Source organism: Sphingomonas sp. BL-S-28 (assembly GCF_055521515.1).
This window is the reverse complement of sequence record NZ_CM145484.1, coordinates 1,399,286-1,414,829: the sequence shown is the minus strand read 5'-3', so window position 1 is coordinate 1,414,829 and position 15,544 is coordinate 1,399,286. Positions and strand designations below refer to the sequence as shown.

Annotated in this window: 12 protein-coding genes; 7 read left to right on the top strand and 5 right to left on the bottom strand. The window is 63.1% G+C overall.

Features of this window, described 5'->3' with window-relative positions; translation table 11 throughout:
* Positions 1–6: 6 nt before the first annotated feature.
* Both ACZ1JC_RS15430 and ACZ1JC_RS15425 read right to left on the bottom strand, forming a co-directional pair.
* Positions 7–420: a hypothetical protein gene (locus ACZ1JC_RS15430; RefSeq protein WP_465136019.1), complete on the bottom strand. Its 414-nt coding sequence runs from the start codon at positions 418–420 to the stop codon at positions 7–9.
* A 232-nt stretch (positions 421–652) separates the two neighbouring features.
* Positions 653–1,369: an arylesterase gene (locus ACZ1JC_RS15425; protein WP_465136020.1), complete on the bottom strand. Its 717-nt coding sequence runs from the start codon at positions 1,367–1,369 to the stop codon at positions 653–655.
* Positions 1,370–1,417: 48 nt separating this feature from the next.
* Between ACZ1JC_RS15425 and ACZ1JC_RS15420 the strand changes: the two genes are divergently transcribed.
* Positions 1,418–2,134 (top strand): ABC transporter ATP-binding protein, encoded by a 717-nt coding sequence (locus ACZ1JC_RS15420; protein WP_465138580.1) that lies wholly within the window; start codon positions 1,418–1,420, stop codon positions 2,132–2,134.
* Positions 2,124–4,655, top strand: a complete 2,532-nt coding sequence (locus ACZ1JC_RS15415; protein WP_465136021.1) for an ABC transporter permease — start codon at positions 2,124–2,126, stop codon at positions 4,653–4,655. Before ACZ1JC_RS15420 ends, ACZ1JC_RS15415 begins: the two co-directional genes overlap by 11 nt.
* On the opposite strand, the gene ACZ1JC_RS15410 is transcribed toward ACZ1JC_RS15415, so the two are convergent.
* On the bottom strand, positions 4,652–5,131 hold the full coding sequence (locus ACZ1JC_RS15410; protein ID WP_465136022.1) for an RDD family protein: 480 nt from the start codon (positions 5,129–5,131) through the stop codon (positions 4,652–4,654). The two genes, ACZ1JC_RS15415 and ACZ1JC_RS15410, sit on opposite strands and share 4 nt — an antisense overlap.
* 583 nt (positions 5,132–5,714) lie before the next feature.
* Between ACZ1JC_RS15410 and typA the strand changes: the two genes are divergently transcribed.
* Positions 5,715–7,547: a translational GTPase TypA gene (gene typA, locus ACZ1JC_RS15405; RefSeq protein ID WP_465136023.1), complete on the top strand. Its 1,833-nt coding sequence runs from the start codon at positions 5,715–5,717 to the stop codon at positions 7,545–7,547.
* Between the two features lie 244 nt (positions 7,548–7,791).
* Here typA and ACZ1JC_RS15400 read toward each other — a convergent pair whose 3' ends face one another.
* The gene (locus ACZ1JC_RS15400; RefSeq protein ID WP_465136024.1) at positions 7,792–8,178 is read right to left on the bottom strand and encodes a PilZ domain-containing protein; all 387 of its coding nucleotides are present in this window, start codon (positions 8,176–8,178) and stop codon (positions 7,792–7,794) included.
* A 235-nt stretch (positions 8,179–8,413) separates the two neighbouring features.
* Between ACZ1JC_RS15400 and ACZ1JC_RS15395 the strand changes: the two genes are divergently transcribed.
* Genes ACZ1JC_RS15395 through ACZ1JC_RS15385 form a run of 3 tightly spaced genes read left to right on the top strand, consistent with a single transcriptional unit; the run spans position 8,414 to position 11,048 of the window.
* On the top strand, positions 8,414–9,097 hold the full coding sequence (locus ACZ1JC_RS15395; RefSeq protein ID WP_465138581.1) for a DUF969 domain-containing protein: 684 nt from the start codon (positions 8,414–8,416) through the stop codon (positions 9,095–9,097).
* Positions 9,094–10,050 carry a DUF979 domain-containing protein gene (locus tag ACZ1JC_RS15390; protein WP_465136025.1) on the top strand — a complete coding sequence of 319 codons (957 nt, stop codon included), beginning with the start codon at positions 9,094–9,096 and terminating at the stop codon, positions 10,048–10,050. The genes ACZ1JC_RS15395 and ACZ1JC_RS15390 overlap by 4 nt, the downstream gene beginning before the upstream one ends.
* Positions 10,047–11,048, top strand: a complete 1,002-nt coding sequence (locus tag ACZ1JC_RS15385) for a DUF2891 domain-containing protein (protein WP_465136026.1) — start codon at positions 10,047–10,049, stop codon at positions 11,046–11,048. The genes ACZ1JC_RS15390 and ACZ1JC_RS15385 overlap by 4 nt, the downstream gene beginning before the upstream one ends.
* A gap of 100 nt (positions 11,049–11,148) precedes the next feature.
* Here ACZ1JC_RS15385 and ACZ1JC_RS15380 read toward each other — a convergent pair whose 3' ends face one another.
* Positions 11,149–11,304 (bottom strand): hypothetical protein, encoded by a 156-nt coding sequence (locus ACZ1JC_RS15380; RefSeq protein WP_465136027.1) that lies wholly within the window; start codon positions 11,302–11,304, stop codon positions 11,149–11,151.
* A 1,117-nt stretch (positions 11,305–12,421) separates the two neighbouring features.
* Between ACZ1JC_RS15380 and ACZ1JC_RS15375 the strand changes: the two genes are divergently transcribed.
* A complete protein-coding gene (locus tag ACZ1JC_RS15375) occupies positions 12,422–15,472 on the top strand; it encodes a beta strand repeat-containing protein (RefSeq protein WP_465136028.1) in 3,051 nt (1,016 codons plus the stop codon).
* Positions 15,473–15,544 lie beyond the last annotated feature (72 nt).

Genomic DNA, 15,544 nt, shown 5'->3' with positions numbered 1-15,544 from the left:
ATCGCTTCAATGAGTGCCGCTAAAGACTGCAAAACCTAACCCAATTGCAAACAAGCCAATAGAGGTCGCCAGAAGCACAGCAACAATGCGCCTTTTAGTGGTTGCGCGAAAGGCGAGCAGGTATCGCCAGTAATTATGATAACTTTCCAAACCGAAAGATCTCGATACCAGCAGCGACATCGGCAGAGCGGCCGCCATTCCCGCCGACCCAAACATGAGAACATTCGGAAAATTCAGATCGAACCCGCTCGCAATCGCAACGTACCCTCCCAACGGAAGACTTATACATGCGCCCCCGACGAATATAGCGTATGCAAATCGCTCTCTAAGTCGGAATTCATCGCAGCCGTCGGTCGGATTTGGCCCAAGCAGCGTCCACAATCCCACCATTGAAATGTACGCGATCAGAAGATTGAGCATCGCGCTCTGGTAAAGAGCTCTTCAAACCATAGCCAATCAAATCCTGCACTATTTCCCGATGCCTTGTTGATACATTCCCCGTCATCCCCGCGAAGGCGGGGATTCCGCTTCTCTTGCGTCAGAGGAGAGGTTGCCAAGGCAGCGGGGCCCCCGCCTTCGCGGGGGCGACGGGTGTTGAGAGTTCGATGATCCCGACTGCCCAAACCGGCTATCCAAACCGGCAGCCCGCCGACTATTTCGCCCCCGCCGTCTTCGGCAGTGCGTCCGCCACATCGTCAACCGTTGCCGTCACGATCTCCTCGACCCCGATGGCAGTGGGATGCACGTGATCCTTCTGCAGCAGGTCCGGCTTGTCGATCACCGGCTGGAGGAAGAACGGCACCAGCACCGCGCCGTATTTCTGCGCGAGCTGCGGATAGATCGGGTTGAACTGAGAGGCATAGTCCTTGCCCAGATTGGGCGCGGCCATCATGCCCAGCAGCACCACGCGGATGCCGTCACCCTTCAGCCGCTTCAGGATCGCCTCAAGGTTTTGGCGCGTCTGTTCGGGCGGGAGGGAGCGCAGCATATCGTTGCCACCAAGGCTGACGATCGCCAGTTCGGGCTTTACCGGCTGGCTTTTCAGCGTGAAGTCCAGCCGCTCCAGCCCGGCCGCCGTGGTGTCTCCCGAAACACCGGCATTGGTGATCCGGGCATTGATCCCCTTCGCGCGCAGGGCGTTTTCCAGCCGCGCCGGATAGCTTTCGCCGTCTTCCAGACCATAGCCCGCCAGCAGCGAATCCCCGAAGGCCAGGATCGGCCGCTCCGGCCCCATCACCGGGATCGCCGGCGGCGCGTCGAGCGCACTGGTACTCTGTTCGGGGGCCGGCGGCGCGCCCTTGTCGCAGGCGGTCAGGGCCAGCGGCAGGATCAGGGAAGCCCCGAGGAGGACGATCGCTTTGGCGCGCAAGGGTTTCTCCGGTGAAATGACTTGTGGAACGGCAAGCCCAACACCCATATGGGGCACGTGACCGATCCTGCCCAGCCCCGCATCGCCCTTTCCGTCCACGCACAAGACCTGCGGCTCACGCTGGGAAGCGGTGACAGCGCGGTGGAGATCCTGAAGGGCATCGACCTTGCCGTGCCGCAGGGGCAGACGCTGGCGCTGCTGGGGCCGTCCGGATCGGGCAAATCCTCGCTGATGTCTGTGTTATCCGGGCTGGAGCGGGCCTCGTCCGGGGCGCTGCATGTCGCGGATCAGGACTTTTCGGCAATGGACGAGGATGCGCTGGCCCGTTCGCGGCGCGGCCGGATCGGCGTGGTGCTGCAGGCCTTCCACTTGCTGCCGACGATGACCGCGCTGGAAAACGTGATGACCCCGCTGGAACTCGCCGGGATCGACGGCGCGCGCGAGCGGGCGGAGGCGGAACTGGCCGCCGTCGGCCTCGGCCATCGCCTCCACCATTATCCGGCGCAGCTTTCGGGCGGCGAGCAGCAGCGCGTGGCGATTGCCCGCGCGCTCGCGCCGCGCCCCTCGCTGGTTTTCGCGGACGAGCCGACCGGCAATCTGGATGCGGCGACCGGCCACACGATCATCGACTTGCTCTTCGCCCGCCGTGCGGAGGCTGGCGCGACGCTGCTGATCATCACCCACGACGAAAGCCTCGCCCACCGCTGCGAGCGTGTGGTGACCCTGGCCGACGGCCGGATCGCGAGCGACATCCTTGCGGCCTGAGCGCACGATTTCATGGCGGACCGCGTGGACGCTGGCCCAGCGTGACCTGTCGGCCCGCTTCAAGGGCCTGCGTCTGCTGCTGGTCTGCCTGTTCCTGGGCGTCGGCGCCCTCGCCGCCATCGGCAGCCTGACCGGATCGATCGAGCACGAACTGGTCGCGCGCGGGCGGCAGGTACTGGGCGGCGATCTGGAGTTGCGGACATGGCAGCGCACGCTGTCCGACGCGGAACTGAAGGCGCTCGGCACTTACGGCACGGTGTCGCGGGGCTATCGCCTGCAGGCCATCGTCCGCAAGGGCGAGCTGACCGCGCCCGTCGCACTGAAATCGGTGGATGCCGGTTGGCCGCTCTATGGCCGCCTGACGCTGAAAGATGGCCGCAAAGTCGGCGCTCCGCCGGAAGGGACGATCTGGCTGGCCGAAGGCACCGCGGCGCGGCTCGAAGTGAAGCCGGGCGACACCGTGACGGTGGCCGAAGTGCCGCAGAAAGTCGGCGGGATCATCGATTCCGACCCCGAAACGCTGTCGGAAGGCTTCTCCTTCGGCGACACCGCGATCACCACGCTTTCCCTGCCCGACCGCGCCGGGCTGACTACTACGGGCGCGATGTATCGCGGCGCGGTGCGCGTGAAGTTCGCCGATCCCGCGCGCGATCCCGACGCGGTGGTCGATGCGATGAAGCGCAAGTTCGGTGAATCCACGTTCGACGCGCGCACCCGCAAGGCCGCCTCTCCTTCCACGCAGCGTTTCGTCGGCCGGATGGGGCAGTTCCTCTCGCTGGTCGGGCTGGCCGCGCTGGCAATTGCCGGGATCGGTATCGGCGGCGGCGTGTCGTCCTACCTGGAAGCGCGACGCACCAGCATCGCCACTCTGAAGGTTCTGGGTGCGACCAGCCGCGACATCGCGCGGGTCTATCTGCTGCAAGTCGGCGCGGCGGCGCTGGCGGGGAGCCTTGCCGGATTGCTGGTGGGCGTGGCGGTGACGCCGCTGCTCGCCCATGCGCTGGGCACTCTGCTGCCGGTGGAGGCGGGCTTCACGCTCTCCCCCTTCGCGCTGCTGACCGCTGCGGCCTATGGCCTGCTGGTGGCGCTGGTCTTCGCCGCTCCGCCGCTGGCCCGCGCGCGGAGTTTCCCGGCGATGGCGCTGATGCGCGCCCGCGTTTCGCCGCTGGCCGCCCGCCGCAGGGCATGGGCGATCCCTGTCGGGCTCGGCCTTGCCGCCATCGTCGCGCTGGCCATGCTCAATGCCGCGCAGCCACTGGTGACGGCGGGGTTCCTTGGCGGCGCGGCGCTGATGCTTGGCCTGCTGGCGCTGCTGGGCACTGGCATCCGCCGCCTCGCCGCCCGGCTACCACGTCCGCGCAATCCGCTATTGCGCTCAGGCCTCGCCAACCTCCACCGCCCCGGCGCGCAGACCGGCGCACTGGTGACGGCGCTGGGCTTCGGCCTTTCCGCCTTCGTGCTGATCGCCGGCGTGCAGACCAGCCTGGACGCCAATATCCGCAAGACGGTGCCGGATCGCGCGCCGGACTACTTCGTGCTCGATATTCCGCAGGACGGTGCGCAGGCCTTTCACGATCTGGTCGAGCAGGAAATTCCCGGCGCGACGTCCCACATCGTCCCCAACTTGCGCGGCCGTATCCTTGCCTATGGGCCGAAGGACCACATGACGCGCGTGGCCGATCTGAAGGACATTCCCGATGAGGCCTGGGCGTTGAAGGGCGAGCGAGGGCTCACCTACTCCGCCTACCTTCCCGAAGGCAGCACCGTCACCTCCGGCCAATGGTGGCCGGCGATCTGGCGCGGTGAACCGCTGGTTTCGCTGGACGAGAAGTTCGCCCAATCGGTCGGCCTGAAAGTGGGCGACTATGTGACCGTCAGCCTGCTCGGGGTGGAGCGCACCGCGAAAGTGGCCGCGCTGCGCAGGATCGACTGGGACACGATGGGGCTGAACTTCGTGCTGGTGTTCTCCCCCAACACGCTGGCCGATGCCCCGCACAAGCTGGCCGCAACCATTCAGGCGCCGCCGGGGCACGCGGGGACGAAGCTGCTGCCGCGCCTTGCCCGCATGTTCCCGTCAAGCTCTGTGATCGAGACCGGCACCGTGCTCAGCGAAGCGCGCGACCTGCTCGATCAGATGAGCGTGGCAATCCTCGCCGCCGCCTCCGTAGCGGTGCTGGCAGGCCTTGCCGTGCTGCTGGGCGCCATCGCCGCCGCGCGGGCCAGCCGGACTTACGACAATGTGATCCTGCGCGTGCTGGGCGCAAGCCGGGCGCAGTTGCTGACGATCCAGCTGGTCGAATACGGTGTGTTGTCGGTGGTGCTGGCAGCGGTCGCGCTCGCGCTGGGTAGCGCGATGGCCTGGGCGGTGATCGTCAAGCTGTTCGAATTCGACTGGCTGCCCGACTGGCCGCGTGTGTTCGCAGTCCTGGGTGCGGGCCTCGTACTCGTGCTGGCCTTCGCCCTCGCCGGATCGCTGCCGCTGTTGCGGGCGAAACCGGCAAGGGCGCTCAGGGAGCTTTAGGCGAACACGCCTTCGTCGACATGCTGCGCTTCGCGCGGATCGCGCGTCTTGTAGACGAGCGTGCTGGCGATGACGTCGTGCAGGCCCTGCTTGCGTTCGGTGAAGCCCACCATGATGTAGCCGATGAAGAGGATCAGGCCGGACAGGATCTTGGCGAAGTAACGACCCGTGGCGCGCAGGAAGCTGATCCGGTTTCCGTGCAGGTCGGTAACCACCAGCCCGACCGCCAGCTTGCCAATCGTGCCTTGCCATGGCGAGCTTTCGAGCCCGGCAAAGTAGAGCCATTGTAGGACCAACGATACGGACAAATTGAGCATCAGGATACCGAACATGGCGCCCGGATTGCTTTCCAGGGCCATCATCGAAGCCATGCCAAAACCGAAGATCGCCGATATCACATTCGTCACGATCGACAGGACCACGACATCGATCACGTAGGCGAGCACTCGCCACCAGAAGCCGCCGAAAGGTACCACGATTTCCCCCTTTGAAATTTCGGAGGCACAATAACGCCCGTTTGCGGGACCGCAACCGCCACTGGTTTCAGAAAAAGCCAACTCTGCAGAGCACGATACGGCCAATAAAATGGGGCGCGCATTGCTGCGCGCCCCTTGCCAGTTTGCAATCCTCCGCGTCTCCTCCCCGCCGCGTAAGGACCGCTTTCACGTTCCGGACTTGCGCCGGTAGCGTGCCGCCACGTCCTGCAACGCGGCTGGTTCCTCCTGATGTTCGCAAGCCTGAAGAATAACCGCCGCGAAGAATCCGACTCCATCGGACAATTCGTTCGGTGGGAAACCCCAGTCTTCCTCTCAACCGGCGCCCGGAACTTTTTCGCTGTTCCGATCCGCCCTTAACTCTGCACCGGAGCTTAGCGGATTGCATAGCAGTTACAATGACTCGAAAGTGTGATTGCGCGACATTCCATCCGCTGTGTCGGGAATGTCACAAATCGCGTGATCGTCGTCGCGCTTGCCGCAAAGCATGGTTTCGGCTAAGGGCGCCCCAATTTTGCGGTGCAGCATGTGCCGCTGGCCAACTCCTCGAACCGATAGGCAAAGCATGTCCGCCCCGCTTCCCCTGCGCAATATCGCAATTATTGCGCACGTCGACCATGGCAAGACCACCCTCGTCGACCAGCTTTTCCGCCAGTCCGGCACCTTCCGCGAAAACCAGCGCATCGAAGAACGCGCCATGGACTCGAACGACCTCGAAAAGGAACGCGGGATCACCATCCTTGCGAAGCCGACTTCGATCGAGTGGAACGGCCACCGCATCAACATCGTCGACACGCCGGGTCACGCCGACTTCGGCGCCGAAGTGGAACGCATCCTCTCGATGGTCGACGGCGTCGTCCTGCTGGTGGACAGCTCTGAAGGCGCTATGCCGCAGACCAAGTTCGTCACCGGCAAGGCGCTGGGCCTCGGCCTGAAGCCGATCGTCGTCGTCAACAAGATCGACCGTCCCGACGGCCGCCACGCCGAAGTGCTGGACGAAGTGTTCGACCTGTTCGTCAGCCTCGACGCCAACGACGAGCAGCTGGACTTCCCCGTGCTCTACGCTTCGGGCCGTAACGGCTACGCCAGCTACGATCCGGACCTGCGCGAAGGCACGCTGACGCCGCTGTTCGAAAAGATCGTCGAGCACGTGCCCGCGCCGAACCTCGACGTCGACGCGCCGTTCTCGTTCCTTGCCACCCTGCTTGACCGTGACAACTTCATGGGCCGCGTCCTCACCGGCCGCGTCCAGTCGGGCACGCTGAAGGTGAACGACCCGATCCGCGCCATCGACGCCGAAGGCAAGGTCATCGAAGTGGGCCGCGCCTCCAAGGTGCTGTCGTTCCGCGGCCTGGACCGCGTTCCCGTGGAAGAAGCCCGCGCCGGTGACATCATCGCGCTGGCCGGCCTGGAAAAGGCCACCGTGTCGAACACCATCGCTTCACCCGAAGTGACCGTGCCGATCAAGGCCCAGCCGATCGATCCGCCGACCCTGGCGATGCGCTTTGCCGTGAACGACTCGCCGCTGGCGGGCCGTGAAGGCGACAAGGTGACCAGCCGCATGATCCGCGATCGCCTGATGCGCGAAGCGGAAACCAACGTGGCCATCCGCGTCACCGAATCGGCTGACCGTGACAGCTTCGAAGTGGCCGGCCGCGGCGAACTTCAGCTGGGCGTCGTGATCGAAACGATGCGCCGCGAAGGCTTCGAGCTGGGCATCAGCCGCCCGCGCGTGCTGTTCGGCAAGGACGAAAACGGTGGCCGCACCGAACCGTACGAAACCGTCGTGATCGACGTGGACGACGAATTCTCGGGCACCGTCGTCGAGAAGATGCAGCGCCGCAAGGCAGAGCTTACCGACATGCGTCCTTCGGGCGCCGGCAAGACCCGCATCACCTTCTCGGCCCCTTCGCGCGGCCTGATCGGCTACCACGGCGAGTTCCTTTCGGACACCCGCGGCACCGGCATCATGAACCGCCTGTTCGAGAAGTACGACAGCCACAAGGGTCCGATCGAAGGCCGCCTGAACGGCGTGCTGATCTCGAACGGCACCGGCGAAGCGGTCGGCTACGCGCTGAACAGCCTTGAAGATCGCGGCATCCTGTTCGTGAAGCCACAGGAAAAGATCTACGAGGGCATGATCATCGGCGAAAACGCCAAGCCCGACGATCTTGAAGTGAACCCGATGAAGTCGAAGCAGCTGACGAACTTCCGTTCGACCGGCAAGGACGACGCCATCCGCCTCACGCCGCCGAAGGTGATGACGCTGGAACAGGCGATCGCCTACATCGACGACGACGAAATGGTCGAAGTGACGCCGCAGTCGATCCGTCTGCGCAAGGCGATCCTCGATCCGAACGAGCGCAAGAAGGCCAGCCGCAAGAAGGACGTGGCCTGATTGAAGACCCCGCCGCAGCGATGCGGCGGGGTTTTTCGTTTGGGGGAGTCTTCCGGCGGGAAGCCTTCCCAGTCCTCCCCCTTCCCTCGTCATTGCGAGCGTAGCGAAGCAACCCAGAGCGGCGTGGTGCTGCCCTGGATTGCTTCGCTACGCTCGCAATTACGAAAGGGTTGTTAGCCCGGCAGTCAGGCAGGCCACGCTCGATAACGGCGTGCTACCGCGCCAAACGGTCCCGCCAGCAGGCTTACAACCGCGTGCCGCCCTTCACCCAGCCCTGCGCCACTTCGCGCAGCATGTCGCTGTCGCGCGGCAGGTGCGAGGTATCGTCCAGATCGCGCGTGGCGATCAGCACCGGCGGCGCGATCATGTCGAAGAACGAGATCCCGCAGTACTGGCCGCGGATCCACACGACTTCGCCGAACGCCTCGAACTTGCCCCATTCCAGCACCACTTCGCCGCCCAGTTTCAGTTCGGCAGTGGTGGAGACCTTGGCCCCGGTCAGCGACAGATCGGCAAGGATGGCCTGCGCCGTCTGCGTGCGGGTGATGATCCGTGCCGGAAGGCGCACGCGCAGGCGGCTGCGGCCGCGTCTGCCGGCATTTGCGCTGTCCGAACCCGAAGGACTGTTCATTTCTATTCCTTGCGACCATGCTGCCTACCGTGCTTGCGCGGGGCGCGGCGCACTCGCTTGGGCAACGCGGACTTCTGCCCTGCAGTTCGCCCGAAAACGGTCGGCAATTCATTATAAAGGATGATGTGCCCGGCCGGTTGCACGCACCCGGGAAAAAATGTGCGGTGAGAGGCGCTTCCATCCCGCCGGGGAACCGCTAGACCTTGTGCTTTCGGGTGCAAGCAAGGCCGTGAAGATGATCGAATATTGGCCGCTGGCCGGCATCCTGGTGGTGATCGCGGGCTTCGCGTTGCGGTTCAATCCGCTGCTGGTGGTGGCCGCCGCCGCGCTGGCGACCGGGTTGCTGGGGCACATGGGCCTGGTCCAGATCATCTCGCTGCTGGGCAAGGGCTTCAACGATAACCGCTTTATTACCGTCGTTTACATCGTCCTTCCGGTGATCGGCCTGCTCGAACGCTTCGGCCTGCAGCAGCGGGCGCGCACGATGATCGAGGAAATGCGCGGGGCGACCGTGGGCCGCCTGCTCACCGCCTATCTCGCGTTCCGGCAGATCATGGCCGCGCTGGGCCTCACCTCCGTGGCCGGCCATGCCCAGACCGTGCGCCCGCTGGTCGCGCCGATGGCCGAAGCTGCCGCGCGCAAGCAGAACCCGAACGTCACAGAAGATGACGTTGAAGCCACCAAGGCCATGGCTGCCGCCACGGACAATGTCGGCGTGTTCTTCGGCGAGGACGTGTTCATCGCCATCGGTTCGATCCTGCTGATTCAGGGCGTGCTGAAGGGCGAAGGGATCGACATCGCGCCGATCCACCTTTCGCTCTGGGCGATCCCCACCGCGATCTGCGCGTTCCTGATCCACGCCTTCCGCCTCTGGCGGTTCGACCGCCGCCTGCGCGCCAAAGGAGCGCCAGCGGCATGATCGGCATCGGCACCATCTATGCCCTCGCCGGCATCCTGTTCGCCGCCTTCGCCGTGGCGACCGCGCGGGACCGGGCCAATCCCAGACGCTGGGGTAGCGCGCTGTTCTGGGGGCTGATCGCCGTCAGCTTCCTGGCCGGTGACCGACTGGGCGACTTCGGCAACGGCCTGCTCGTCCTCGCTCTCGTCGCCATTGCCGGTACGCGCCTGCTGGGCCAGGGCAAGCCGCGTACCACCGACACTGCCGAGCGGGAGGCATTTGCGAAAAAGCTTGGCTCCCGCCTGTTCCTGCCCGCGCTGGTGATCCCGGTCACCGCGTTCTGCGGCACGCTGCTGTTCAGCTATGCCGGGCTGGAGCGGCTTGGCCTTGTCGATCCGCGCTGGATCACGCCGGTGCTGCTGGCGCTGGGCGTGATCATCGCCTTGATCGCGACGATGCTCTGGCTGAAGCCGCCGCTTTCCGCCCCGGTAGAGGAAGGCCGCCGGCTGATGGATTCGATCGGCTGGGTCGTGCTGCTGCCGCAGATGCTCGCCGCGCTGGGTGCCGTCTTCGGCGCGGCCGGCGTCGGCGCGGCAGTCGGCGCCATCGCGCAGGGCCTGCTGCCGGAGGGCAATGTGTTCATGGCCGTCGTCGTCTTCGCGCTGGGCATGGCGCTGTTCACCGTGGTGATGGGCAATGCCTTCGCCGCCTTCCCGGTGATGGCCGGCGCGGTGGGCGTGCCGATCCTGATCCGCCTGCACGGCGGCGACCCTGCCGTGGTCGGTGCCGTGGGCATGCTGTCCGGCTTCTGCGGCACGCTGTTGACGCCGATGGCAGCCAATTTCAACATGCTCCCCGCCGCACTGCTCGAACTGAAGGACGAACATGCGGTGATCCGCCGTCAGGTCGGCACGGCCCTGCCGCTGCTCGCCTGCAACATCCTGATCCTCTACATCGCCGGATTCCTGCTGTGACCCCATCTGCCGAGACCCCGTCTGCCGAGACCGCCGCCCAGTTCATCCGCATCGCGCTTGGCCATGTCGGCCGCGAATACCCGCACAAGCTGGACCATGTGATGTCGTCCGACGCGGACGTGCTGCCACCGCGCGTGCTGCACCCGGCCTTCCACGGCAGCTTCGACTGGCATTCCTGCGTCCACGGCTGGTGGACCGCGCTGACCCTCACCCGCCTCCACCCTACCCTTCCCGAAGCGGCCGAGGCCGTGGGCCGCGCCGACGAGACCTTTACCGAGGAAAAGCTGGCCGCCGAACTGGCCTATCTGGACCGGCCGCTGTCGGGCGGGTTCGAGCGACCCTACGGCTGGGGCTGGCTGCTCTATCTGCACCTCGAAGCCAGCCGCCATGCGGACCAGCCCTGGGCCGCGCGTCTGGAGCCGCTGGCCCGCGCCTTCGCCGCACGGTTCGCCCATTACCTGTCGATCCTGACATACCCGATCCGCACCGGCACCCATTTCAACAGCGCCTTCGCCCTCGCGCTCTCGCTGGAATGGGCCGAGGCGTTCGACACCGCGCTGGCCGACCAGATTCGCGGCAAGGCCGTAAACTGGTTCTCCGGCGATGCCGACTGTCAGGCCTGGGAGCCGGGCGGGGACGAGTTCCTCTCTTCCGCGCTCAGCGAGGCGCTGCTGATGCGCCGCGCGCTGGATGGCGCCGCGTTCACCGACTGGTTCAGCCGCTTCCTGCCGCATCTGACGCAGCGCCGCCCTGCCTCGCTGTTCACGCCGGCGCATGTCAGCGACCGCAGCGACGGCAAGATCGCCCATCTGGACGGGCTGAACCTCAGCCGTGCCTGGGCCTGGCGCGAAATCGCCTCGGCCACGCCGGAACTGTCGCAGATCGCGGGGGAAGCCGCCGAAGCCCACCTCGCCGCCGCGCTCGACCATGTCGAGGGCGACTATATGGGCGAACACTGGCTGGCGAGCTTCGCCCTGCTGGCGATGCTGGCGCAGTAAGCGGAAAGACCGCGCCCGTTAGCGCATGGCTAACGGGTGGTGGCCATATATTGAATTGAAATGTGGCGGAAAATCGCCCCGCCGTGCCGAAATCGGCCGGTCAACCCAGCCAGGCGGTGACGTCGGAACAGCCGATCACCGCAGCAATGGTGACGCCCCAGAAGAACACGCTACCCATGACGATCGACATGTCGAGCTTGCCGCCTTCCTTGCCCTTTTCGGCGACGGAAGCGACGCTTTCGCTATAGGGAATCATCTGGCATCCTCGTTCGTCTTTTGTTGTCGCCGCAATGGGATATGCCCGGCGAACCCGTGAGGCAAGCCTTAGTAACTAATTATTAATCATTCCATTTTGGATGCGATCGAATGTGCGCCGGGCAAGCTGGGCCGAACGCAATGGGCGCTGCCTGGAGAATGAGCCGGGATACGGGGGAGTACTCGCGGGCCCGCTTGGGGCAACGGGCAAGGAATGGTGCGGCTACAGGAATCAATTTAAATAACTATATAATTGATATGATTACCTAATGATAGTTCGAATTATGATAATGGCACAAAACATGGCCACATCTCAAAAATTACTATCTGGTAAAACAAGGGTCTGGAATCACTTTCCGAACCCGCCCTATACGCATTCGTATAAACTGAACAATTTTGAGACGCCACGATTTTCGACACATCACAAGATGCGTCCCTCCCCTATTTAGATTCTCGCCATTCCGGCGATCACCCTGATCAAACTCATCAGCGATTTGCCGCACCGCTTCGAATCGCCGTTCTAGCTACAGGTGAATGACTGGGCCTGGGACCTTCGCGACCTTCTGGTTCTGAGTTCCCGACACCAGAAACCAGACACTCCCCACGTCCAGCTTGCTAAAAATAGATCGGCAATAACCGCCCCCAATAAAGACATACGGGGGCTATTCTGGCGAACCTGAAAGGAGACGATCAAGTGTCTGGCGGAATGGCTGGTCGGAGCCAGGAGCCAACGAGCAGCCATGGGCGCGACGCTTAGTAACCTGATGCGGCGGCCAACCCGCAGCGATCTAACGATGCTTGATCGAAGTTTATCTAGCGATTTCAACCATCAACGATATTTAAACGCAAAACATGTAAATGTATATCTTGGACTATATATTTATGATTTCTTCTTGGGTCATCATGCAATTTGATATGAATTAAGGCATTGTTTGTTGGCTAACAAGGCTATTAAATACCCAATTAAGTGTAGGTATAAATTCCAAAATAAATCAGCGCCCTCCCGATGAATTAAAATATTTTATCCGTCAGTATTTTTCGCCTCTGCTAAGCGAGGCGCCATTGGCAACATTGCACTGCGTCGTCCGCCCGCGGGATGGGAATTTGGGAGACGTTCGATGCAAACCTACGCCAAAAGCTATCGCCTTTGCCTGCTGACGAGCTCCGCCGCTGTTGCCGCAGTCAGTTTGATTTTTCTATCGCAGCCTGCGGCGGCACAATTCATTTGCATGGGGAACGCGACTGGGACGCCCTTTGACAATGCAACGGGCGACGGCGCCACAGCTGCGTCGAATGGTGTAGCTTGCGGAACGACGAGCCAAGCAACTGGCACCGACAGCACCGCTTTGGGATTGAACAGCCAGGCAACCAACGAAGGCGCAACCGCCGCTGGCGCGAATAGCGTCGCGAGTGGCGCTTCATCGACTGCAATTGGCGCAGGTGCGCAGGCTACAGGTGCTAATTCGATAGCAGTTGGCGCGGGTAATATCGTCACAGGCTCGGGAAGCGGAGCGATGGGTGACCCCAATATTGTTAACGGCAATAACAGCTATGCAGTCGGTAACGACAACCTGATCGATGCCAACAATGCTTTCGTGCTCGGCAATAATGTTACCATTGCTGCCGGGCTCGATGGAGCGATCGCTCTTGGCGATGGATCGGCCGTGGCTGCGCCCGTTACCACTTCGGCCATCATTCTAAATGGCACTTCTTATAGCTTCGCGGGCACCAGCCCGACGAGCACCGTCAGTGTTGGTGCCCCCAATGCGGAGCGGACCATTACCAACGTGGCAGCGGGACGGATCGATCCGTCGAGTACCGATGGGATCAATGGCTCTCAACTGTTTGCGACGAATAGCGCATTGGAGGACCTGAGCGACAATGCCGTGCTGTACGAGGATGCCAGCAAGAATCGCGTTGTTCTTGGTGGATCCGGAGGCACACTTGTCACCAATGTTGCGGCGGGCTCCATTAATTTCTCGTCAACCGACGCAGTCAACGGTTCCCAGCTTTATGGGCTGTCCGCATCTGTGGCGAACATGGCAGGCGGCGGCACTACCGTCAATGCGGACGGCACAATCACGGCGCCCAACTATTTCGTTCAAGGCTTCACATATAGTGACGTGGGTAGCGCGCTTGGCGCAATCGACGCACAGGTCGCAACTAACACGACCAATATCAACGCATTCAGCAATGGCACGGTCGGTCCGGTGCAGCGCACCGGCACGGATCAACTGTCGCTGATTGCTGCGGGCGGCGATGCATCGGCTCCCGGTGCGGCACAGGTGTTGACCAACGTCGCAAGCGGCGCGGTCAATGTAAGCTCCGTCGATGCCATCAACGGCTCCCAGCTTTACGCTACCGCCAGTCCGATCGCCAGTGCGCTGGGCGGTGGCACTACCGTCAATGCGGACGGCACGATCACAGCGCCCAGCTATACCGTGCAGGGCTCGACATATAACGACGTCGGCAGCGCTCTAGGCGCGGTCGATATCGCGATCAACAACGGTTCGATCGGCCCTGTGCAGCGAACCGGCACCGATCAGCTCTCGCTAATTGCCTCAGGTGGGGACGCAACGGCTCCCGGCGCGGCCCAAATCTTGACCAATGTCGCTGCCGGCGCGGTCAATGCAACCTCGGTCGACGCGGTCAACGGCTCGCAGCTCTACGGGACCGCCAGTTCCACCGCCAGTGCACTCGGGGGTGGCTCGACGGTCAATGCCGACGGATCGATCGGCGCGCCGACCTATAATGTTGGCGGGAATGTCTACAATAATGTGGGCGATTCTCTTACCAACCTCGACAATCGCACGACAACCCTCGAGACCAACATCACCGGCATCACCAACGGCACAGTTGGCCTCGTGCAGCAGGCCACAGCCGGTGCCAATCTGACGGTGGGCAAGGACACCGATGGCGCGGCCGTCGACTTTGCAGGTACGACAGGTCGGCGAAAGCTAATCAACGTTGCTGACGGCGCGGTAGCTGCCAGTTCCAACGAAGGCGTGAATGGCGGTCAGCTTTTTGGAGCGTCACAGAGCACTGCCACCGCATTGGGAGGCGGTACGGTCGTAAATCCTGACGGGTCCATTTCTGCACCTAGCTACACCGTGCAGGGCTCCACCTATAATGACGTCGGCGGTGCGCTTGGAGCTATCGACACTCAGGTGGCAACAAATACGAACAATATCACAAACCTTGACCGGCGAGTGACGATCAACACGGCTGACATCGTCAACCTTAACGGCCAAGTTGCAGCCAACACGACCAACATCACCAGTCTCATCGACGGGAAGTTGGGACTGGTTCAACAAGCTGCGCCCGGCGCGGACATCACGGTCGGCGCGGCCACGGACGGCAACCAGGTCAACTTTGCCGGAACCGCAGGCGACCGGAAACTGACCAGCGTGGCGGATGGCACGTTAAGCGCCAGTTCCTCAGATGCGGTTAACGGTAGCCAGCTCAACGCTACCAACGAAGCAGTGCTGGCGGTCACTAATCTAGTCACGGGCGTGAAGGCCGGCGCGTTCGCTTCGGACAATACATCAGCGGGAGTTGCGCCGGAAGCCACGGGAGCAGACGCCTCCGCCGGCGGTAATGGTTCGCGTGCATCGGGCTCTCACTCGCTTGCTGCAGGCAACTACTCGACGGCGACCGGCTCGACGTCCACGGCGCTTGGCTATGCAGCCCAATCCAGTGGTGCCAATTCGGTAGCTCTTGGTGCGGGATCAACCGATGGCGGTGTCGCGAATGTCGTGTCTGTAGGTTCTGTGGGCGGCGAGCGTCGCATCACGAACGTCGCCGCGGGGACGAGCGCGACAGATGCAGTCAACGTGGCTCAGCTCAATTCCGGTCTGAACAAGACGTTGGCGCAGGCGAACTCCTACACCGATACGCAACTCGCGAGCATACGCTTTGACCTGGACGACGTGCGCAAGCGCATCGATTCGGGCGATGCGCGCAATGCGGCACTTGGAGGAATTCCGCAGGCCTTTGAACCCGGACAAGGGCTTGTGGGGGTCGGCGTAGGAGGAACAGGTAGCAGAGTTGCAGTCGCCGTGGGCGCATCCAAGGCGTTTGACGAGCACCTCGTGGCGAAAGCGGGCCTCAGCTATGAGGGCTATCAGGACCGCGTAACCTGGCAGGTGGGCGCTGGGTTTGCGTTCTAAAGGCCGGTAAGGGACAGGCGCGACGGGAGCAAATCGCAAGCCTTTGCCTCCGTTGCGACCTGCCCGTCACCT

Excerpts from the sequence above, each read along its gene's own strand:
- ACZ1JC_RS15430 (WP_465136019.1), bottom strand. The coding sequence starts at position 420 with ATGCTCAATCTTCTGATCGCGTACATTTCAATGGTGGGATTGTGGACG.
- ACZ1JC_RS15420 (WP_465138580.1), top strand. The coding sequence starts at position 1,418 with ATGGGGCACGTGACCGATCCTGCCCAGCCCCGCATCGCCCTTTCCGTC.
- typA (WP_465136023.1), top strand. The coding sequence starts at position 5,715 with ATGTCCGCCCCGCTTCCCCTGCGCAATATCGCAATTATTGCGCACGTC.
- ACZ1JC_RS15400 (WP_465136024.1), bottom strand. The coding sequence starts at position 8,178 with ATGAACAGTCCTTCGGGTTCGGACAGCGCAAATGCCGGCAGACGCGGC.
- ACZ1JC_RS15395 (WP_465138581.1), top strand. The coding sequence starts at position 8,414 with ATGATCGAATATTGGCCGCTGGCCGGCATCCTGGTGGTGATCGCGGGC.
- ACZ1JC_RS15390 (WP_465136025.1), top strand. The coding sequence starts at position 9,094 with ATGATCGGCATCGGCACCATCTATGCCCTCGCCGGCATCCTGTTCGCC.
- ACZ1JC_RS15380 (WP_465136027.1), bottom strand. The coding sequence starts at position 11,304 with ATGATTCCCTATAGCGAAAGCGTCGCTTCCGTCGCCGAAAAGGGCAAG.
- ACZ1JC_RS15375 (WP_465136028.1), top strand. The coding sequence starts at position 12,422 with ATGCAAACCTACGCCAAAAGCTATCGCCTTTGCCTGCTGACGAGCTCC.